The organism is Streptomyces spiroverticillatus (assembly GCA_014650415.1).
In the GTDB taxonomy this organism is placed as follows: domain Bacteria; phylum Actinomycetota; class Actinomycetes; order Streptomycetales; family Streptomycetaceae; genus Streptomyces; species Streptomyces spiroverticillatus.
Genome location: BMUX01000004.1, coordinates 127,599 through 148,043, shown reverse-complemented (window position 1 = coordinate 148,043; position 20,445 = coordinate 127,599). Strand labels below are relative to the sequence as shown.

Annotated in this window: 14 protein-coding genes; 9 read left to right on the top strand and 5 right to left on the bottom strand. The window is 71.9% G+C overall.

Features of this window, described 5'->3' with window-relative positions; translation table 11 throughout:
• Positions 1 to 14: 14 nt before the first annotated feature.
• Both IE269_RS12230 and IE269_RS12225 read right to left on the bottom strand, forming a co-directional pair.
• Positions 15 to 2,843, bottom strand: coding sequence for a SpoIIE family protein phosphatase (locus IE269_RS12230; RefSeq protein WP_229897589.1), 2,829 nt, complete (start codon positions 2,841 to 2,843; stop codon positions 15 to 17).
• Positions 2,840 to 7,288, bottom strand: coding sequence for a HAMP domain-containing protein (locus IE269_RS12225; RefSeq protein ID WP_189822899.1), 4,449 nt, complete (start codon positions 7,286 to 7,288; stop codon positions 2,840 to 2,842). Before IE269_RS12225 ends, IE269_RS12230 begins: the two co-directional genes overlap by 4 nt.
• Before the next feature lie 351 nt (positions 7,289 to 7,639).
• On the opposite strand from IE269_RS12225, the gene IE269_RS12220 reads away from it, so the two are divergent.
• The 5 genes from IE269_RS12220 to IE269_RS12200 all read left to right on the top strand — a co-directional run bounded on the left by IE269_RS12220 (position 7,640) and on the right by IE269_RS12200 (position 11,784).
• Positions 7,640 to 8,152, top strand: coding sequence for a DUF6328 family protein (locus IE269_RS12220; RefSeq protein ID WP_438817550.1), 513 nt, complete (start codon positions 7,640 to 7,642; stop codon positions 8,150 to 8,152).
• Between the two features lie 115 nt (positions 8,153 to 8,267).
• Positions 8,268 to 8,909 (top strand): SRPBCC family protein, encoded by a 642-nt coding sequence (locus IE269_RS12215; RefSeq protein ID WP_189822898.1) that lies wholly within the window; start codon positions 8,268 to 8,270, stop codon positions 8,907 to 8,909.
• Positions 8,910 to 8,911: 2 nt separating this feature from the next.
• Positions 8,912 to 10,057 carry an LLM class flavin-dependent oxidoreductase gene (locus IE269_RS12210; protein ID WP_189823299.1) on the top strand — a complete coding sequence of 382 codons (1,146 nt, stop codon included), beginning with the start codon at positions 8,912 to 8,914 and terminating at the stop codon, positions 10,055 to 10,057.
• A gap of 55 nt (positions 10,058 to 10,112) precedes the next feature.
• Entirely contained in the window at positions 10,113 to 11,138 is a 1,026-nt protein-coding gene (locus IE269_RS12205) for a L,D-transpeptidase (protein ID WP_189822897.1), read from the top strand.
• A gap of 46 nt (positions 11,139 to 11,184) precedes the next feature.
• Positions 11,185 to 11,784 carry an MBL fold metallo-hydrolase gene (locus tag IE269_RS12200; RefSeq protein WP_189822896.1) on the top strand — a complete coding sequence of 200 codons (600 nt, stop codon included), beginning with the start codon at positions 11,185 to 11,187 and terminating at the stop codon, positions 11,782 to 11,784.
• Between the two features lie 58 nt (positions 11,785 to 11,842).
• Here the strand turns inward: IE269_RS12200 and IE269_RS12195 are convergent, their stop codons facing one another.
• A complete protein-coding gene (locus tag IE269_RS12195; protein ID WP_189822895.1) occupies positions 11,843 to 12,973 on the bottom strand; it encodes a magnesium and cobalt transport protein CorA in 1,131 nt (376 codons plus the stop codon).
• 215 nt (positions 12,974 to 13,188) lie between these two features.
• Between IE269_RS12195 and IE269_RS12190 the strand changes: the two genes are divergently transcribed.
• Entirely contained in the window at positions 13,189 to 14,376 is a 1,188-nt protein-coding gene (locus tag IE269_RS12190) for a winged helix DNA-binding domain-containing protein (protein WP_189822894.1), read from the top strand.
• A gap of 18 nt (positions 14,377 to 14,394) precedes the next feature.
• Here IE269_RS12190 and lysA read toward each other — a convergent pair whose 3' ends face one another.
• On the bottom strand, positions 14,395 to 15,732 hold the full coding sequence (lysA, locus tag IE269_RS12185) for a diaminopimelate decarboxylase (protein WP_189822893.1): 1,338 nt from the start codon (positions 15,730 to 15,732) through the stop codon (positions 14,395 to 14,397).
• Positions 15,722 to 16,105 carry an SAV_915 family protein gene (locus tag IE269_RS12180; RefSeq protein ID WP_189822892.1) on the bottom strand — a complete coding sequence of 128 codons (384 nt, stop codon included), beginning with the start codon at positions 16,103 to 16,105 and terminating at the stop codon, positions 15,722 to 15,724. Before IE269_RS12180 ends, lysA begins: the two co-directional genes overlap by 11 nt.
• Before the next feature lie 508 nt (positions 16,106 to 16,613).
• Here IE269_RS12180 and IE269_RS12175 point away from each other — a divergent pair.
• From IE269_RS12175 to IE269_RS12165, 3 genes are all read left to right on the top strand, one after another.
• Positions 16,614 to 17,066, top strand: a complete 453-nt coding sequence (locus IE269_RS12175) for an HIT family protein (RefSeq protein ID WP_189822891.1) — start codon at positions 16,614 to 16,616, stop codon at positions 17,064 to 17,066.
• A gap of 122 nt (positions 17,067 to 17,188) precedes the next feature.
• Entirely contained in the window at positions 17,189 to 18,730 is a 1,542-nt protein-coding gene (locus tag IE269_RS12170; RefSeq protein ID WP_189822890.1) for an AMP-binding protein, read from the top strand.
• 1 nt (position 18,731) lies between these two features.
• On the top strand, positions 18,732 to 20,342 hold the full coding sequence (locus IE269_RS12165; RefSeq protein ID WP_189822889.1) for an AMP-binding protein: 1,611 nt from the start codon (positions 18,732 to 18,734) through the stop codon (positions 20,340 to 20,342).
• The last annotated feature ends 103 nt before the right edge of the window (positions 20,343 to 20,445 follow it).

Below are 20,445 nucleotides of genomic sequence, written 5' to 3'. Positions count from 1 at the left end.
GAAGGGCGGGTGGTTCAGCGGACCTCGATGCCGATCAGACACGTGTCGTCGTCGGTGTCCGAGCGGCTGTGGGTCAGCAGCCGGTCCAGGTGCTTCTCCAGCTCCGGCGGGGCGGTGCCCGCCAGCGACAGCAGCTGCTCCAGGGACTCCTGGACCGTGCGGTCGCGCCGTTCGATGAGCCCGTCCGTGTACATCAGCAGCCGGTCGCCCGGCTCCAGCACGAGGTCGTTCTCCGTGTACGGAGCCTCGCCGACCGCACCGAGCAGTATGCCCGGCGGCATCGGCAGCGCCGCAGCCGCCCCGTCGCGCACCAGCACCGGCGGCGGGTGGCCCGCCCGCGCCCAGCGCAGCAGCCGGGTCTGCGGGTCGTACACACCGCAGATCGCGGTGGCGGTGACCTGCTCGGTGAGGTGGTGGGCCACCGAGTTCAGCCAGCCGAGCAGCTGGGCCGGGCCCGCGCCCGTAGCGGCGAGCCCGCGCAGGGCGTTGCGCAGCACGACCATGCCGGTCGCCGCGTCGATGCCGTGCCCGGCGACGTCGCCGACGGCCAGCAGCACCTTGCCGGTGGGCAGCGCCACCGCGTCGTACCAGTCGCCGCCGACCAGGTGCTCCTCCTCGGCGGGCCGGTAGCGCACGGCCACCAGCAGCCCGGCGGTGTCCACCGCGTCCCGGGTCGGCGGCATGATCGCCTGCTGGAGCTGGAGGGCCAGCCGGGAGCGGGCCGCCGACTGCTCCTCGGAGTCCGCCAGCCGGTCCCGGGTCGCGGCGAGCGCCACCTCGGTCCAGTGCTGGGAGGAGACGTCCTGGTAGGCGCCCCGTACGGAGAGGATGTTCCCGGCGGGGTCGGTGACGGGTTCGGCGACGATACGGATGTGCCGCATCACCCCGTCGGCACGCCGCAGCCGGAAGGCCGCGGACGCCGAGTGGCGGTGGTGCAGCAGCGTGCGCAGGAAGCGGCCGATGGCCACCGAGTCGTCGTCGTGCGCGTGGTGGTGCAGACGCTCCAGCGGTACGGGGGAGGAGCTGGGCGGCAGGCCGAAGAGGGTGAAGAGCTGGCCGTTCCAGAGGATGTCACCGGTGACGGCGTTCTCCTCGAACCCGCCGATGCGGCCCAGGCGTTGGGCGTGCTGGAGCAGGGAAGCGAGCCGGGACGCCTCGTCCTCCAGCCGCCAGCTCAGCAGCACACTGTCGCCGTACCGGCCGACCCCGACCGAGGCCACCGACACCAACGGCACCTCGTCCACCTGGGAGTTGAGCGTCATCCGCCCCGCCCGGAACGGCTCGCCCGTCGCATGCACCCTCAACAGGTGCTCGTACAGCCCGCCCTGATGGGCACTCAGTGGGTACGCCTCCAGCCAGCGCATGCCCGTCAGTACGGCCCGGGAGCGGCCCGCGAGGTCGGCGAAGCGCTCGTTGGTGTACGCGATGTGGAAGTCGACCACCTCGTTGCGGTCGTCCAGCAGCGGCAGCAGCACCAGGGCCGGGTCGAGGAGGCCGTCGGCGAGGTCGGCGAGCGGGCCCGCCTGCTCGTCCGGCGGCCAGCCGGCCGACTCGGCCGACACGTCCGTGCCCGGCAGGGTGTGCGCGCACAGGTCCGCGAGGGCGTCGAGCTGCCGGGTCGCGGCGGTCGTCAGCGGCGGCTGCGGCTGCGGCCAGCACACTTCCAGTACGCCCAGGATGCGGCCGCCCACCTCGGCGGGCAGGATGCTGCGCGCCCCGTCGGTGCCGTGCCGCAGCCCGATGCCGGGGGTGCCGGGCGGCAGCGTCCCGTACCAGCGCGGGCGGCGCTCGGTCAGCACCTGCTGCGACCAGGTCCCGACGCCCGGCGGAACGTATCGCCAGCGCTCGGCCTCGCCGCGCGAGAAGCCCGCGTGCCCGGCCAGTATCAGCGCGCCGTCGCGTCCGGCCGCCCACAGTGCCAGCGCGCTCGCGCCCAGCGGGGCGAGGGCCTGCTCGAACAGGGACTGGGCGGCGGTCTGCGCGTCGCCGGTCATCGAGCCGGTCTCGGCGGCCCGCAGCCGCAGCACGGTACCGGGCTTGGTGCCGGTGTCCGACGCGGACGGCGACGGGTACGCGGACACGGGAAGGGCCTCCGCCACATGGTCCCCGGCGGCCCCGTTGACGATGTCGGCCGCCAGCTCGAGCAGCGGCACCCTGGCCGACTCGGCGAGGCGCTCCAGATGCAGGGCGGCCTCGGCGGGCCCGCCCTGCCCGCGCTCGACGAGGATTCCGGTGGCGATCCCGATCAACGCCCGTGCGTCGGCGGACTCCTGGGCGAGCGTCAGATCCCGCCGCAACTGCTCGATGGTGGACGCGAGGGCATCCAGCGGCCGGGGCGAGGGGTGCGCGCCGCGAGCGGAGGGGAAGGGAACGGCTCCGGGTGCGGCGGAACGGGCGGACGGGGTGGGGCCGGTGCCGGGGGCGGGGTCCGTTCCGTGGGGCGGGTGGTTCGCGAGGAAGCCTGCGCCGGGGAGGTCGGCGGGGTTGGTGCCGGGTGCGGCATCCGTTCCGTAGGGCGGGTGGCTTGCGAGGAAGCCTGCGCCGGGAAGGTCGGCCGGGTCGCTCGACGGGCCCCTGTGCGGCGCGGCCGGGCCGGGCACCGGCGGGCCGGGCCTGGAGGGTGCCCGGCCGGGCGTGTCCAGGGCTCCGGGCTCCTCCGCGAGGTCCGTCGTGTCGCGGGTTCCGGGCTCCCCGGTGAGGTCCATCGTGTCCAGGGCTCCGGGCTCCTCCTCCGTGAGGTCCGTTGTGTCCGGGGCCCCGGGCTCCCCCGTGAGCCCCGTCGCGCCCCTGGTCCCGGCCCCCTCCGTGAGGCCCCCCGGGTCCGGCACGTGCTCCCCGCTCATCGGGCCAGCCACGTGCGCATGCGGGACACCAGGTCGCCGGCGTCCACCGGCTTCGTGATGTAGTCGCTCGCGCCCGCCGCCAGGCACTTGTCCCGGTCGCCCTCCATGGCCTTCGCGGTCACCGCGATGATCGGCAGGTCCGCGTGCTCCGGCATGGCGCGGATCGCCGCCGTCGCCGCGTACCCGTCCATCTCCGGCATCATCACGTCCATCAGGATCAGCTCCACCCCGCCGTGCAGGGCGAGCACCTCCAGACCCTTGCGGCCGTTGTCGGCGTGCAGGACGCGCATCCCGTGGAGTTCGAGGATGCCCGTGAGGGCGTAGACGTTGCGGGCGTCGTCGTCGACGACCAGGACGACCCGGCCGGAAAGGTCCAGGCCGCCGTCCGGGGAGGGCTCCGCGTGGCGCGCCACCTCCGGCGGCAGGGCGGCCGGGCGGACCAGCGGCAGGACGTCGGCGGGGCGTTCCGCCGTCAGGTGCAGGGCGATGCGCTCCCTCAACTCGTCCAGGCTGGGCAGGAGTTCGAGCGGCTTGGAGCGGGACCACTCGAGGATCTGCCGCTCGTGGGACGCTTCGAGCGGGCGCGTGTGGTGGGCCAGGACGGGCACCTGGCGCAGGGCCGGGTCGCCGTCCAGGGCGGCCAGCAGGCGCATGGCGGAGCCGTCGGGCATGTCCAGGCCGATGACGACGCAGTGGCACGGGTCGGAGGCGAGCGCCGCCGCCGCTTCCTCGGGGCCGACTGCGGTACGTACATGAACCGGGCCCCGCGCGTCGGGCAGCGACCCGTCGCCCAGCTCCGACACCGCGCTCTCCGCGACCAGCGACAGCAGCCCGCGCGGCCGGTCCTCTATCACCAGGAGCCTGCGCTGTTGCGCGGGAACGGCCGGGGCCGGCACCCCGAGCGCCGTCACCTCGCGCTCCTTGTCCTTGACCGCCGGGTCGGCGTACGCGGCGGGGGACTCGAAGCGGGCCACCGGGATGTAGAGGGTGAAGGTCGAGCCCTCGCCGGGGGTGCTGGTGACCTGGATCGCGCCGCCCAGCAGATGGGCCATCTCGCGGCTGATGGACAGGCCGAGGCCCGTGCCGCCGTACTTGCGGCTGGTCGTGCCGTCGGCCTGCTGGAAGGCCCCGAAGATCGCTTCGAGCTGCTGCTCGGCGATGCCGATGCCGGTGTCCATCACGCGGAACGCGACCGCCGGGCCGTGCGGGCGCACCAGCTGCGGCAGGTCCGCGCCGATCGCCGGGTCGATGCGCAGCTCCACCGCGCCCGCCTCGGTGAACTTCACCGCGTTGGAGAGGAGGTTGCGCAGGACCTGGCGCAGCCGGGAGTCGTCCGTGACCAGTTCGGCGGGGGCACCCGGCGCCACGCTGATCCGGAAGTCGAGACCCTTCTGCGCGGTCATCGGCCGGAAGGTGGCCTCCACGTAGTCGAGGAGCTTGCGCAGCCCCACCGGCTCCGGGTTGACGTCCATCTTGCCCGCCTCGACCTTCGACAGGTCGAGGATGTCGTTGATCAGCTGGAGCAGGTCGGAGCCCGCCGAGTGGATGACCCCCGCGTACTCGACCTGCTTGGGGGAGAGATTGCGGGTCGGGTTCTGGGCGAGCAACTGGGCAAGGATGAGCAGGGAGTTGAGCGGGGTGCGCAGCTCGTGGCTCATGTTGGCCAAGAACTCCGACTTGTACTTCGAGGCGATGGAGAGCTGCTGCGCGCGGTCCTCCAGCTCCTGCCGCGCCTGCTCGATCTCCAGGTTCTTCGCCTCGATGTCCCGGTTCTGGGACGCCAGGAGGGCCGCCTTCTCCTCCAGTTCGGCGTTGGAGTGCTGCAACTCCTCCTGCTGCGACTGGAGTTCCTCCGAGCGCGACTGCAACTCGGCCGCCAGGCGCTGCGATTCGCCGAGCAGCTCGTCCGTGCGCGCGTTGGCGACGATGGTGTTGACGTTGACGCCGACCGTCTCCATCAGCTGTTCCAGGAAGTCCCGGTGCACCGGCGTGAACCCGCCCACCGAGGCCAGCTCGATCACGCCGAGCACCTGCCCCTCGACGGCGATCGGCAGCACGAGCAGGCTGCGCGCATCGGTCGAACCGAGGCCGGACGACACGGTGACGTACCCCGGCGGCAGCTCGTCGACGGCGATCGTACGGCGGCTGCGCGCCACCTGCCCGACCAGCGACTGGCCCAGCTCGAAGCGGACCGGACGGTCCTTCGAGCCCATGAAGTGCCCGTACCAGCCGATGAGTTCGAGCTGAGGGGTGCGGCCGGTGTCGTGCGCCAGGTAGAAGGCGCCGTACTGCGCGCCGACCAGCGGCGTCAGCTCGTCCATGATCAGCTCGGCGACGACGGTCAGGTCGCGCTGGCCCTGCATCAGGCCGGAGATGCGGGCCAGGTTGGTCTTGAGCCAGTCCTGCTCCTGGTTGGCGCGGGTGGTCTCGCGCAGGGACTCCACCATCGAGTTGATGTTGTCCTTGAGCTCGGAGACCTCGCCGGACGCGTCCACGGTGATGGAGCGGGTCAGGTCGCCCTCGGCGACGGCGCTGGTCACCTCGGCGATGGCGCGGACCTGGCGGGTGAGGTTCCCGGCCAGTTCGTTCACGTTCTCGGTGAGGCGCTTCCACGTGCCCGAGACGCCCTCGACCTCGGCCTGGCCGCCGAGCCGGCCCTCGGAGCCCACCTCGCGGGCCACACGCGTGACCTCGGCGGCGAAGGAGGAGAGCTGGTCGACCATCGTGTTGATGGTGGTCTTGAGCTCCAGGATCTCGCCGCGCGCGTCGACGTCGATCTTGCGGGTCAGGTCGCCCTGCGCGACGGCGGTGGTCACCTGGGCGATGTTGCGGACCTGCCCGGTGAGGTTGTTCGCCATCGAGTTGACGTTGTCGGTGAGGTCCTTCCACGTACCGGCGACGTGCGGGACGTGCGCCTGGCCGCCGAGGATGCCCTCGGTGCCGACCTCGCGGGCCACACGCGTGACCTCGTCCGCGAAGGCGGAGAGGGTCGTCACCATGGTGTTGATCACACCCGCCAGCGCGGCGACCTCGCCCTTCGCCTCGACGTTGATCTTCTGCGAGAGGTCGCCCTTGGCGACGGCGGTCGCGACCTGCGCGATGGAGCGCACCTGGCCGGTGAGGTTGGACGCCATCACGTTGACGTTGTCCGTGAGGTCCTTCCAGGTGCCGGAGACGCCGCGCACGGTCGCCTGGCCGCCCAGATTGCCCTCGGTGCCGACCTCGCGGGCCACACGGGTGACCTCGTCGGCGAAGGCCGAGAGCTGGTCGACCATCGTGTTGATGGTCTCCTTCAGCTCCAGGATCTCGCCGCGTGCGTCGACGCGGATCTTCTGCGAGAGGTCGCCCTTGGCGACGGCGGTGGTCACCTGGGCGATGTTCCGCACCTGGGAGGTGAGGTTGTTCGCCATGACGTTGACGGACTCGGTGAGGTCCTTCCAGGTGCCGGAGACGCCCTGTACGTCGGCCTGCCCGCCGAGCCGCCCCTCGGTGCCGACCTCGCGGGCCACACGGGTGACCTCGTCCGCGAAGGAGGACAGCTGGTCGACCATCGTGTTGATGGTGTTCTTCAGCTCGTGGATCTCGCCCTGCGCGTCCACGTCGATCTTGCGGGTCAGGTCGCCCTTGGCGACGGCCGTCGCGACCTGGGCGATGTCACGCACCTGGGTCGTCAGATTGCCCGCCATCGCGTTGACGGAGTCGGTGAGGTCCTTCCAGGTGCCGTCGACGCCCGGCACCTCGGCCTGCCCGCCGAGCCGCCCGTCGGTGCCGACCTCGCGGGCGACGCGGGTCACCTCGGAGGTGAAGAGCGAGAGCTGGTCGACCATGCCGTTGAAGACCTGCGCGATCTCGCCGAGCAGGCCGTCGCGGTCGTCGGGCAGCCGGGTGCCGAAGTCCCCGTCGCGTACGGCGGTCAGCCCGGCCAGCAGCTGGCGCAGCTCGGGCTCGCCGACGGAGCCGTCGGGGTGCGGGGCGTGCCCGTTCGGCAGGGTTGCGGCCGGGGAGGGCTTGCCCTGCGCGGCGCGCGAGGGACGGGCGGGGGCGGTGGCCTCCGGAACGACCGGAACGACCGGGGCGGTCGCTGCGGTGCCGCCCGGCGCTGCGGTCTTAGCGGCGGCGGCGGTGCGGGTGGCGCGGGGCTTGGCGGAGGCCTTGCCCGTACGGCTGCGGGGGGTCTTGGCCCGGCTCGTACGGGAGGGCGGCGCGGGGGTGTCGGTGGCGGCGGTGGCTTCCGTACGAGAAGAACCCGCAGAGCCTGTGCCTGCTGCGCCCGAATCGGTCGTACCCGCGCCTACGGCCGGTGCTGTGCCGGTCGTCGCCGCACTGGCACCGGTGTCCGCCGGACCGCCCGCCTGCGGAACCGCCGCACCCGCGACCGGCACCGCGGCGTCCGCCGCTTCGCCGAGGCCGGAACGTCCGCCCGTCTCGGAACCCGTTGTTCCCATGGTCTGCCCCACCCCTTTGTGACTTGCTCGACACCGGCCCGCGCGCAGGGAGCGGCCCCGGTACGACCAGCTCACTTCCGAACGGGCGTTCCGTGGGTCATGGTGCCACAGTTGCCGTACGACAATTTTTGCCGTCCCCGCGCTCATTCACCCCGCTCCGGTAGGAGCCGGGCGGCGAGTGAGGGCGTTCGTCGAGCTCATAGCTGTCGCTCGAAAGGGTATGCGTTCGATTGCATGGCCGAAACGGGCGGGCGGGCCGCTCGGCGGCGAGCAGTCCTGCCGCCCGGTGGTGAGCAGTCCTGCCGCTCGACGGCGAGTGGGCGCGAGGAGGGCCGGGACGTGACGGACGAGGTGCCCGACAGGAGAGCCGGGCTGCGGCCCGAGGAGGGCGAGGACCACCCCCGGGGCCGTTCCGAGAGCGAGGCCGAGCGGGCCGACCGGCAGTGGTCGGAGCTGGTCCAGGAGATCCGGGTGGCCCAGACCGGGGTGCAGATCCTCTTCGGGTTCCTGCTCACGGTGGTCTTCACCCCGCACTTCCAGGAGCTGGCCCAGACCGACAAGACCATCTACATCCTCACGGTGGTCCTCGGCTCGACGGCCACCGGCGCACTCATCGGGCCGGTCTCCTTCCACCGGATCGTCTCCGGCCGCCGGATCAAGCACAAGGCCGTCATCTGGGCCTCCCGGCTGACCTTCCTCGGTCTGGTCCTGCTGCTGGCCACGCTGTGCTCGGCGCTGCTGCTCGTGATGCGGGTGGCCACGCACAACGCGTTCGCGCCGTGGCTGGTTGCGGGGGTGTTCGCCTGGTATCTGCTGTGCTGGTTCGTGCTGCCGTTCTGGGCGCGCTGGAAGCACACGGACTGAGGCCGTCCCGCCCATCCGTCCCGCCCATCCGGACCGCCCTACTGACCGGACGGTATGTCTGTGCGTATCCTCCTTCAACAGCCCTTCCCCGAGGCGGAGTTGAGGGAGCGTGGTCATGGAGTGGACGGGTGCGCGGTACGCGGACGGGCCGACCGCACAGGAAGCCGTCTGGATCGACGCCCCGCCCCGGACGGTGTGGCGACTGGCCAGCGACATCACGCTGATGCCGCGCACCAGCGCCGAACTGCGGTCCGTGCAATGGCTCGACGGCGCGACCGGGCCCACGCTCGGTGCCCGCTTCGGCGGACACAACCAGCACCCCTCCTTCGGTGAGTGGCAGACCACGTCGTACGTCGTCGAGTGTGAACCCGGCAAGGTCTTCGCCTGGGCGGTGGAGGATCCCGAAGTCCCCTCCGCGCTCTGGAAGTTCACCCTCTCGGAGGACCCGGAACGCGGCGGCACGCTGCTGACCCAGTGGGTGCGGCTCGGTCCGGGGCGCTCGGGGCTCTCGTACGCGATCGACCGGATGCCCGAGAAGGAGCAGAAGATCGTGTTCGTACGGATGAAGGAGTTCGAGGCGGGGATGGGACGGACGCTCGGGGCACTCAAGGAGCTCGCGGAGAACACCCCGGGGGCGTCCGGGAGCCCGGGGGTGTCCGGGAGCCCGGGGGTGTCCGGGAGCCCGGGGGTGTCCGGGAGCCCGGGGGATTCTGGCAGCCCGGGGGAGTCCGGGAACCCGGGAGAGGCGGACCGCTGATGCTGCGCACCGCCACCACCGTCGAGGCCGCGTCCGGCGACTGGCGCGAGACCGTGGACTTCGTCACCGAGGCCGAGAAGCTGGGCCTGGACATGTGCTGGGTCGCCGAGGCCTGGGGTGCGGACGCGCCGTCCCCGCTCGGATTCCTGGCCGCCCGTACCGAGCGCATCCTGCTGGGCTCCGGCATCATCCAGCTCGGCACCCGCACCCCGGTCGCGATCGCGCAGGCGGCGCTCACGCTCTCTCGGCTCTCCGAAGGCCGCTTCCTGCTGGGCCTCGGGCCGTCGGGGCCGCAGGTGATCGAGGGGCTGCACGGGGTGCCGTTCGCCCGCCCGCTGGCCCGGATGCGCGAGACGGTGCAGATCGTCCGGCAGGCGGTGGCGGGGGAGAAGATCGACCACTCCGGCACCGCCTTCACCATCCCGCTCCCCGGCGGCGAGGCCCGCCCCATGCGGCTGGCGATCCGCGCCGAGCACGACCTCCCGGTCTACCTCGCCACCCTTTCGCCGAAGATGCTGCACCTCACCGGGGAGATCGCCGACGGCTGGCTCGGCACCAGCTTCGTCCCCGAGGGCTCCCGCACCGCTTACTTCGACCACCTCGACGCGGGCCTGGCCGCCGCCGGCCGCGACCGTACGGCGCTCGACGTCTGCCAGGGCGCCGAAGTCGCCTTCGCCCGCGACGAGGACGAACTCACCACCATGCTCGCGGGCCGGAAGAAGGAACTCGCCTTCAGCCTCGGCGGCATGGGCTCCGGCAGCACCAACTTCTACAACGACGCCTACTCCCGGCAGGGTTGGGCCGAGGTGGCTGCCGAAGTCCGGGCCCGCTGGCAGGCGGGCGACCGGGACGGCGCGGCCGCCCGCGTCACCGACGACATGGTCCTCGGCACCACCCTGATCGGCACCCCCGAGAGGGTCCGCTCCCGCCTGCGCGACTGGCGCGACGCGGGCGTGACCACGATCCGCCTCTACCCCTCCGGCGACACCCTCGCCGCCCGCCTGGACACGCTGGGCCGCGCCCTGGATCTCGTACGAGAAGTGGACGAGGAGACGGGACAGGCCCCGCCGGTGTCCGATTCGGGCCCATCGGCGTCCGATTCGGGACCTTCGGCAGCCGGAGGCGGTGCGGGGCGCCTCCTACCGTGAAGGGCCGACCGGCCGAACCCCGACCGGGCCGGGTCCCCCAGAGGTACGAGGAAGAATGCGCCGCACCGTCACGTCCGCCGTCCGCACCCCCGTCGCGGTGGCGGCGCTCACCCTTGCCGCCACCGCCTGCGGAGGCGAGGGGACCCGCGCGCTGGCGCCCGCGGAGAACGCCGTCGTCGCCGACGTCGAGCACAAGGCGCCCTCGGCGACCCCCACCCCGACCGCGAAGCCCGCCCCGCCCGCCGAGAAGCTGGCCGCGCCCCGCCGCACGGTCGCCCCGCAGCTCGCGCCGCTGAACGGCTCGACGGTCGGCGTGGGCCAGCCCCTCGCCCTGGTCTTCAAGGGCCAGAAGGTCGACAAGTCGCTCCGCGCCGGCATCGAGGGCACCCTCAAGGTCACCACCTCGACCCCGCTCACCGGGGCCTGGCACTGGACGGAGTCCAAGGGCGACACCCTGGTCCACTTCCGCCCGGAGCACTACTGGCCCGCCAACACCAAGGTCACCCTCGACGCCCGCCTCTCCCACGTGAAGCTCGCAGGCGGCACGGCGGTCGACCGCGACCGCAGGCTGACCTTCACCACCGGCGACTCGATGATCAACAAGGTCGACCTGGCCGCCCACACCATGACCGTGATCCGCAACGGCGAGACGCTCCGGACCATACCCGTCAGCGGCGGCGAGAAGCGCTTCAAGACCCGCGAGGGAATCAAGACGATCCTCTCCAAGGACGGCCGCGTGGTCATGGACTCCCGCACCATCGGCATCCCGCGCAACAGCCCGGACGGCTACTACGACCCGTACAACTGGAGCATGCGCGAGACGATCAGCGGCGAGTACATCCACGCCGCCCCGGACAACGCGGAGTCCTTCGGCAAGGAGAACGTCAGCCACGGCTGCATCGGCATGTCCGACGCCGACGCCAAGTGGCTCTACAACCTCAGCCGCGTCGGCGACGTCATCGAGGTCACCGGCACGACCGGCAAGCCGATGGATCACTTCGGCAACGGCTACGGCGACTGGAACCTCCCCTGGTCCGCCTGGCTCGCGGGCAGCGAACTGGGAGAACGCCCCACAACCTGACGGGAGTTGCTTGTTGAGGCGCTGCCGCGGCCATAACGTCTGCCCCATGCGCCTCACCAAGTACACCCACTCCTGCATCCGCCTCGAACGGGAAGACCTCGGCGTCCTGGTCGTGGACCCGGGCACCTGGAGCGAACCCGAAGCCCTCCGCGGCGCGGACGCGGTCCTGATCACCCACGAACACGCCGACCACATCGACCCCTCCCACCTCCAGGGCCTCGACCTCCCGCTCTACGCCCCCAAGGGCGCCGCCCTCCCCGACCTGGACTTCACCGAAGTCACCCCGAACGACACCTTCACCGCCGCGGGCTTCCGCATCACGACCCACGGCGGCACCCACGCCCGCATCTACGGCGACCTCCCGGACTGCGCCAACCTGGGCTACCTGATCGAGGGATCCGTCTACCACCCCGGCGACTCCCTCCACGTCCCTTCCACCCCGGTCGAAACCCTCCTCGTCCCCCTCCACGCCCCCTGGATGCGCCTCAGCGAGTCCATCGACTTCACCCGCACCGTCAACCCGTCCCGCGCACTGGGCATCCACGACGCCCAACTCAACCCTCGCGGCCTGGCCAGCGCGAACGGCTGGCTGGAGGCGGAAGGCGGCACCAACTACCGCTACCTGGAACCGGGTTCCCAGCTCTGACGGCGGTCGCTTCAGGTATGCGCCTCCGCGAGCGCGAGCCCGGCTCGGGCGGAGGCCGCTACAGCCAGCCGCGCCGTTTGAAGACGACGTAGAGGCCGCCGCAGACGAGGGCCATCAGGCCGATGGCGAAGGGGTAGCCCCAACCCCATTTGAGTTCGGGCATGTTGTCGAAGTTCATGCCGTAGATCGTGCCGACGAGGGTCGGGGCGAAGAGGATGGCGGCCCAGGCCGAGATCTTCTTGATCTCTTCGTTCTGCTCGAAGCCCGCGACGGCCAACGCCCGCATTTCCGCGTTCTGTTGCTGGGTTACCAGGGTCGTGTTGACCGTGAGGATGTCGGTCAGGGCCTGGCGGAAGCCGTCCACGCGCTCGCTGGTGTGGGTGACGTGGTCGGCGACGTCGCGCAGGTAGCGCTGGAGTTCCTCGTCCGTGCGGTACTTGGTGAAGCCCGCCATCAGGCCGTTCAGCATGCCGATCAGGGGGCGGGTGGCGCGCTGGAACTCCACCACCTCGCGGGAGAGTTCGTAGATGCGGCGGGAGACCTCGGGGTCGCCGCGGAAGACCTCGGTCTCGATCTCGTCGATGTCGTTCTGGACGCCGGAGACGACGGGGGCGTAGCCGTCGACGACCGCGTCGAGGATGGCGTAGAGGACGGCTTCGGGGCCGAGGGAGAGGAGTTCGGGGGTCTCCTCCATGCGGCGGCGGACGGCGGAGAGGTCGGGGGCCGCGCCGTGGCGGACGGTGATGACGAAGTCGTGGCCGACGAAGACGTGCAGCTCGCCGAAGTCGACCTCCTCGGCCGCGTCCAGGTAGCGGGCGGCGCGCAGGACGACGAAGAGGGTTTCGCCGTAGCGCTCCAGCTTGGGGCGCTGGTGGGCTTCGAGGGCGTCCTCGATGGACAGCGGGTGCAGGTCGAACTCCTCGGCCAGGGAGTGGAGTTCGGACTCCGTCGGGCGGTGCAGGCCGATCCAGGCCATGCCGTCCGGGTGTTCGCGCAGCTGGCGGAAGGTCTCGGCCAGGGAGTCGGGGGTCGAGACGCGGATGCCCTCGCGGTAGAGGGCGGCGTTCACGACGCTGCCGTGGTCGTGCGGGGTTGCGGGCTTCCGGTGCCCTGCCGAGGGAGCGGGGGGTGTGGGCGGGGCGGGAGCGAGGGCGGGCTGGCGGCGCCACGTGCGCTTCTTGGCCGGCATGGGGGTGTCCGCCTCCCTCGTCCGTTTCCGGGCATGGTCCGCGTCCGCCGGGCAGCGGATCACGAAGCAGGATATATGGGGTGAAGGGGGCTGGCGCGGTGGGCGCGGGAGGCGGGGGCCGGGGTGCAGGTCGAGAGGTGTGCTCTGTGGTCTCGTACGGGGCGAGCACGCGTTGCGGACCGAAGCTGTCCGCAAGGGCGGGCACAGTGAGAGGCATGACGAAGACGAACGAGCGTCCCCGGCGGACCACCGCCCTCGCCGCCCCCGCCCCCGCCCCCGTTCTCGGCCCCCGCGCCCTCGGGCGGGCCACGCTCGCGCGGCAGCTGCTGCTGGAGCGGGACGCGAGGCCCGTCAAGGACGCCGTTCACCACCTCGTCGGCCTCCAGGCGCAGAACACCCGGCCCCCGTACTACTCCCTCGCCGCCCGCCTCGAAGGCTTCGACCCCCAGGAGCTGTCGGAACTGATGCGGACCCGGCAGGTCGCCCGGATCGTCAGCATGCGCTCCACCATCCACACCCTCACCGCCGACGACGCCCTCACCCTGCGCCCCCTCGTCCAGCCGGTCGTCGACCGTGAGCTGCGCATGTTCCTGGGGCGGCTACCCGGCGTCGACGGCGACCGGGTCGCCGCCCTCGCCCGGCCCTTCCTGGACGAGCGGCCCCGCCCGCTCAAGGAGCTCCGCGAGCTCCTCCTCACCGAGTGGCCGGACGCCGATCCGCAGGCCCTCGCGACCGTCGCCCGCTGCGCCCTGCCCGCCCTCCAGGCGACCCCGCGCGGACTGTGGGGCGAGAGCGGGCAGGTCGAGCTCACCGGCGCCGGGTCCTGGTTCGGCCGGCCCGAACCCGTACTCACGGACGAGGACACGCAGGAACTGCTGGACGCGACCGTGCTGCGCTACCTCGACGCGTACGGTCCCGCATCCGTCAAGGACATGCAGACCTGGTGCGGGCTGACCCGGCTCCGTACCGCATTCGAACGGCTCCGCCCCGACCTCCTCACCTTCCGCGACGAGAACGGCGTCGAGCTCTTCGACCTGCCCGACGCGCCCCGCCCCGACGCGGACACCCCCGCGCCGCCCCGCTTCCTGCCCGAGTACGACAACCTCCTGCTCTCCCACGCCGACCGCACCCGGGTCGGCCCGGCCGAGTACAGGACGCGCACCTGGTACGGGAACGTCAGCTACTGCACCCTCCACGTGGACGGGCTCATCGCCGGGATCTGGCGGCTGGAGGAGTCGAAGCGGGACGACTCCGCCACCCTCCTCGTCGAGCCCTTCGCACCGCTGAGCCATAGGCAGCGGGCGGAGGTCGAGGAGGAGGGCGCCAGGACGCTGGCGATCCTGAGCGGGGCGGCGAAGCAGGACGTACGGTTCGGGCAGTTCTACGGGACCAAGGCGCCGTAAGGCAGGCGGGTCCTGGGGCTACAGCCCCACGTCCCTCCTGCGCTGGTCGTCGTACGTCTCGCGGCGTACGAGCAGACGCGCCCGGCCGTCCCGTACGGCGACCACCGGCGGCCGGCCGACCAGGTTGTAGCCCGAGGCCATCGACAAGTGGTACGCACCGGACGCGGGCACCGCGAGCACGTCGCCGGGGCGCACGTCGGCCGGGAGCTCGACGTCCTCGGCCAGGACGTCACCCGCCTCGCAGTGGCGGCCGACCACCGTCGTCGTACGCATCCGCGCGGACTCGGGGCGGCCGACGAGGCGGACGGTGTAGCGGGCGCCGTACAGGGCGGGCCGCGGGTTGTCGCCCATGCCGCCGTCGACGGCGACGAAGACACTGCCCGCCGACCGCTTCACCGACAGCACCCGGTACAGGGCGACCCCGGCCGGAGCCAGCAGGGAGCGGCCCGGCTCGACCGTCAGGCGGGGCGCCGGGTAGTCGAACTCGGCGCAGGAGCTGGTGAGTTGGTGGGTGATGCTGCGTGCGTACGAGGCCGGGGCGGGGGCCGGATCGCCCGGCCGGTACGCGACCGCGAAGCCGCCGCCGAGGTCCAGCTCGGGGAGGGTGATCCCGTACCGCTCGCGCAGGCGGGCCAGGAATGCGATCAGGCGGTGGACCGCAGCACCGTACGGCTCGGGATCGGTGATCTGTGAACCCAAGTGGCTGTGCAGGCCGACGAGTTGGAGGCAGGGCTGGCCCAGGATGCGGGCGACGGCATCCTCGGCGTCGCCGGACGCGATCGACAGGCCGAACTTCTGGCCCTCGGCCCCGGTGCGGATCTTCTTGTGCGCCCCGGCCTCGATGCCCGGCAGCACCCGCACCATGACCTGCTGCGGGGCCGGCCCCTCGACCTGGGCGGCGAGCCGGGCGATCTCGCAGTCGGAGTCGATGACGATCCGCCCGACGCCGAACCGCAGCGCGGTCCGCAGGTCCTGCGGCGACTTGGCGTTCCCGTGCAGGACGATGCGCTCCGGGTCGAAGCCGCGCGTCACCGCGAGCTCCAGCTCCCCGGCCGAGCACACGTCAAGACCGAGTCCCTCCTCCCGTACCCAGTCGACAACTGCCCGGCACAGAAAGGCCTTTGCGGCGTACACGACGTCGGCGTCCGGCAACGCGCGCCGCCACGCCCGGGCGCGGTCCCGGACCTCCTGCTCGTCCAGTACGTACAGGGGCGTGCCGAACCTGTCGGCCAGCTCGGCGAGCGGGACGCCCGCGACGGAGAGGTGACCGCCGGGGGCGAGGGTCGCGGAGGAGGGCCAGACGGGGGCGGCGTCGAGGAGGCCGGCCGCGGTGGCCGCGCTTGCTTCAGTCGACATGGCTGTGGATCCCGGTGACGGCGAACCAGGGCGCGGGCAGCGGGCGCGGGGCCGACTGCGGTGCTGGGGCGGTGAGTTGGGGGTCGACGGTGAGGACCGTGACGCCGAGCGGCGCGGCGAGGGCGCGGAGCGCGGGCTCGGCCAGCCGGACCCAGGCGCGGTGGGGGCCGAGGGTGGTGGTGAGCCGGGCGGGGCTGGTGAAGCCGACGGCGGTGCGGTGGCCCAGGGGGGTGCGCATGAACTGGAGGTGGGGGGTGCCGGAGTGGCTGGGGCGGACGGGGACGTAGAGGGGCGGATGGGGGTGATGGGGGTGCCCCTCGGCCGGGCAGGGTTCGTCGGGGTCCGCGTCGGCGGGGGAGTGGGGAGTGTCCATCGAGGGCTCCTCGGGGTGGTGGGGTGGTGCGGTGTTTCGTGCCGACGCTAGGGGGGTGGGGGAGGGGTGGGGGTGCGTCCTGACGCGGTGTTGATCGGGGGGTGGGGGAACTTGATGCGGTTCTGACGCTTTGGGGCGGTGCGGTGCGGTGCGGGGTGGGTCGGGTCGGCACCCGGTGCCGGGGCGGGTTTGTCCCCAGCCCCGCCCCTTCACCTAAACCCGCGGGGCAGTGGGACGGTTCCGTGCGGGTGGGTGGCTGGTCGCGCAGTTCCCCGCGCCCCTGAAGGGGCACGGATAAGTGGGCCCGCACGGGATGTCGCGCCCGCGCGGCGGAGCCGCAAATCGACACAGCCCCGCGCCCCTGAAGGGGCATGGATAAGTGGGCCCGCACGGGATGTCGCGCCCGCGCGGCGGAGCCGCAAATCGACACAGTCCCGCGCCCCTGGGTGCCTGCCCTTCGGGCGGCACCCATACGGGGCGCTTATGGTCGGCTTCCTAGCCTCGCCCCATGTCCACCACCCCCGCCTGCTACCCCTGCGCCCAAGAGGCCCGTCTCCCCGACGTTCCGCCCCGTGAGTGCGTTGCCCGCGACGAGCACTGGCGGGTCGTGCACGCCTTCAATTCGGCCCTGCCCGGCTGGCTCGTCCTTCTGCCCCGGCGGCATGTCACCGCCGTCCACGACCTCACCGACGCCGAGGCCGCCTCGCTCGGGCTGTGGCAGGTGCGCCTGTCGCGGGCGTTGCGGACCGTCACCGGGTGCGCGAAGTCGTACGTGGTCCAGTTCGCGGAGGCGGAGGGTTTTGGGCACGTCCACTTCCATGTCGTGGCGCGCATGGCCGATCAGCCCGAGGACCGCCGCGGCCCCGCCGTCTTCGGGTATCTGGGCCGCCCCGAGGAGGAGTGGGTCTCCCCCGAGAGGGCCGACGAACTGGCCCGCGAGATCGGCCGAGCGCTCGCCTAGCCAGGGCCGCTGACGTGCAGTCCTGGACGCAGAATCGCTCGGGTCCAGTGACGAGAAACGGTAGTGGGAATCGGGCCACTGGCACAGGATGTAGCGACCACGGTCGACACAGGGAGAGCACGATGCGGACGCCGATGACCATCTCCGACTTCCTCGATCGCGCCGAGCTGGGGTTCGCCTCCAGCCCCGGCGTGATCGACGAGCCCCTCCAGCCCGCGCTGCCCGTCCCCACCTCCACGTACGGCGACCTCGCCACCCGGGTGCGGGCCTGGCAGGCCGGGTTCGACGCGCTGGGCGTCGGCGAGGGCGAGCGGATCGCCGTCGTCAGCCACAACTCGGCGCGGATGCTGGAGCTGTTGTTCGCCGTCCCGACCAGCGGGCGGATCTGCGTGCCGATCAACTTCCGGCTGAAGCCGGAGGAGATCGACTACATGGTGCGGCAGAGCGGCGCCCAGGTGCTGCTCGTCGACCCGGAGCTGGACGACGCACTCAGCGGAGTGAAGGCCCGGCACCGCTTCGTGCTCGGCGAGCAGACCGACAACGAGCTGATGCGGTACGGGATCGAACCGCGCCCGTGGTCGCGGCCGGACGAGGACGCCACCGCCACCATCAACTACACCTCCGGAACGACCGCCCGGCCCAAGGGGGTTCAGCTCACCCACCGCAACATCTGGGTGAACGGGCTCACCTTCGGCCTGCACACCCGCGCCTGGGAGCGGGACGTCTACCTGCACACGCTGCCGATGTTCCACTGCAACGGGTGGGGCATGCCGTTCGTGATGGCCGGGCTCGGGGCAAAGCAGGTGGTGCTGAGGAAGGTCGACGGCGCGGAGATCCTGCGGCGGGTGGAGGAGCACGGGGTGACGCTGATGTGCGGCGCGCCCGCCGTGTGGAATGCGGTGCTGGATGCCGCCGCGACCTGGGACGGCGAGATTCCGGGGCGGGACAAGGTGCGAGTGGTGTGTGCGGGGGCTCCGCCGCCCACCCGTACCATCCAGCGCATGGGCGAGGAGCTGGGCTGGGAGTTCACCCAGATCTACGGTCTGACCGAGACCTCACCCCTCCTCACCTTCAACCGCACCCAGCCCGCCGACGACGCCCTCCCCGCCGAGGAACGCGCCCGCAAGCTGTCCCGGGCGGGCATCCCCGCGCTCGGTGTGAAGCTCCAAGTGGCCGACAACGGCGAGGTGTTGGCGCGGTCGAACGTCGTGCTGGACGCTTACTGGGAGAAGCCCGAGGAGACGGCCGAGGCCCTCGCCGACGACTGGTTCCACACCGGCGACGGCGGTTTCCTCGACAAGAGCGACGGTCACCTCACGATCTCCGACCGCAAGAAGGACGTCATCATCACCGGCGGGGAGAACGTCTCCTCCATCGAGGTCGAGGACACCATCTTCAGCCACCCGGCCGTCGCCGAGGTCGCCGTCATCGGCGTCCCGCACGAGAAGTGGGGCGAGACCATCAAGGCGCTGGTCGTCCTGGTCGAGGGCGCGACTGCCGACGAGGCGGCGATCATCGCCCACTGCAAGGAGCGGATCGGCGGCTACAAGGCCCCGACGTCCGTGGAGTTCCGGGCGGAGATCCCGCGCACCGCGACCGGCAAGATCCAGAAGTTCAAGCTGCGCGAGCCCTACTGGGCGGGCCTGGACCGGAAGGTCAACTGACGTGCTGGACAAGGGACTTCTCTCGTACACCCACGGCACCGGTACCACCGAGCTGCTGGGCGACACCATCGGCGCCAACCTGCTGCGCACCGCCGAGGCCTTCCCGGAGAGGGAGGCGCTCGTCGACGTACCGTCGGGCAGGAGGTGGACGTACGCACAACTGCGGTCGGATGTCGATGAGTTGGCGCGCGGGCTGCTCGCCCGGGGTCTGGCGAAGGGCGACCGGGTCGGGATCTGGGCGGTGAACTGTCCGGAGTGGACGCTCCTCCAGTACGCCACCGCCCGCATCGGCGCGATCCTCGTCAATATCAACCCCTCCTACCGTTCGCACGAGTTGGCGTACGTCCTCAACCAGTCCGGGGTCTGCCTGCTCGTCGCCTCCCTCACCCACAAGAGCAGCGACTACCGGGCGCTGGCCGCCGAGGCCGCCGACCGCTGCCCCGCCCTGCGCTCCGTCCACCACATCGGCGACCCCACCTGGGACGCGCTCACCGCCGAACTGGCCACGGAAGCCGAACTGGAATCCCGTACAAGCGAGTTGTCCTGCGACGACCCCATCAACATCCAGTACACGTCCGGCACCACGGGCTTCGCGAAGGGAGCCACCCTCTCCCACCACAACATCCTCAACAACGGCTACTTCGTCGGCGAGACGGTCGGCTACGACGAACACGACCGCATCTGCCTGCCCGTGCCCTTCTACCACTGCTTCGGCATGGTCATGGGCAACCTCGCCGCCACCTCGCACGGCGCCTGCGTCGTCATCCCGGCGCCCTCCTTCGACCCCGCCGCCACCCTGCGCGCGGTCCAGGACGAGCGCTGCACCTCGCTGTACGGCGTGCCGACCATGTTCATCGCCGAGCTGAACCTGCCCGACTTCGCCTCGTACGACCTGACCTCGCTCCGCACCGGGATCATGGCCGGATCGCCGTGCCCGGTGGAGGTGATGAAGCGGGTCGTCGCCGAGATGCACATGGCGGAGGTGTCCATCTGCTACGGCATGACGGAGACCTCCCCGGTCTCCACCCAGACCCGCCGCGACGACGATCTGGAGCGCCGCACCGGCACCGTCGGCCGGGTCCTGCCGCACCTGGAGGTCAAGGTGATCGACCCGGCCACCGGCACCACTGTGCGGCGCGGCACCTCGGGCGAGCTGTGCACCCGCGGCTACAGCGTGATGCTCGGGTACTGGGAGGACCCGGACCACACCGCCGAAGTCGTCGACGCCGGGCGGTGGATGCACACCGGCGACCTCGCCACGATGCGCGAGGACGGGTACCTCCAGATCGTCGGCCGCATCAAGGACATGATCATCCGCGGTGGCGAGAACGTGTACCCGCGCGAGATCGAGGAGTTCCTCCACGCCCACCCGAAGATCTCCGACGTCCAGGTGGTCGGCATCCCCGACGCGCGCTACGGCGAGGAGATCCTGGCCTGCGTCGTCCCCCGCGACCCGGCCGACCCGCCCACCCGGGAGGAGCTCGCCGCGTACTGCGAGGGCAGGCTCGCGCACTACAAGGTCCCGCGCCGGGTGGAGATCCTGGAGGCCTTCCCGATGACGGTCAGCGGCAAGGTCCGCAAGGTGGAGTTGAGGGAGCAGTACGGCAGTTGACGCGCCCGGGCCCCGTCCGCGCACTCCTTGCCCGGACGGGGCCGCTGCGTCAGGATACGGGCCGGGGGACACGTGACACGGGGGTGCACGCGCCGGTCGTTCG

What these genes read in the sequence shown, in the direction of transcription:
- IE269_RS12230 (WP_229897589.1), bottom strand. Translation starts at nt 2,843, where the DNA reads ATGAGCGGGGAGCACGTGCCGGACCCGGGGGGCCTCACGGAGGGGGCC.
- IE269_RS12225 (WP_189822899.1), bottom strand. Translation starts at nt 7,288, where the DNA reads ATGGGAACAACGGGTTCCGAGACGGGCGGACGTTCCGGCCTCGGCGAA.
- IE269_RS12215 (WP_189822898.1), top strand. Translation starts at nt 8,268, where the DNA reads ATGGAGTGGACGGGTGCGCGGTACGCGGACGGGCCGACCGCACAGGAA.
- IE269_RS12205 (WP_189822897.1), top strand. Translation starts at nt 10,113, where the DNA reads ATGCGCCGCACCGTCACGTCCGCCGTCCGCACCCCCGTCGCGGTGGCG.
- IE269_RS12200 (WP_189822896.1), top strand. Translation starts at nt 11,185, where the DNA reads ATGCGCCTCACCAAGTACACCCACTCCTGCATCCGCCTCGAACGGGAA.
- IE269_RS12195 (WP_189822895.1), bottom strand. Translation starts at nt 12,973, where the DNA reads ATGCCGGCCAAGAAGCGCACGTGGCGCCGCCAGCCCGCCCTCGCTCCC.
- IE269_RS12190 (WP_189822894.1), top strand. Translation starts at nt 13,189, where the DNA reads ATGACGAAGACGAACGAGCGTCCCCGGCGGACCACCGCCCTCGCCGCC.
- lysA (WP_189822893.1), bottom strand. Translation starts at nt 15,732, where the DNA reads ATGTCGACTGAAGCAAGCGCGGCCACCGCGGCCGGCCTCCTCGACGCC.
- IE269_RS12180 (WP_189822892.1), bottom strand. Translation starts at nt 16,105, where the DNA reads ATGGACACTCCCCACTCCCCCGCCGACGCGGACCCCGACGAACCCTGC.
- IE269_RS12175 (WP_189822891.1), top strand. Translation starts at nt 16,614, where the DNA reads ATGTCCACCACCCCCGCCTGCTACCCCTGCGCCCAAGAGGCCCGTCTC.
- IE269_RS12170 (WP_189822890.1), top strand. Translation starts at nt 17,189, where the DNA reads ATGCGGACGCCGATGACCATCTCCGACTTCCTCGATCGCGCCGAGCTG.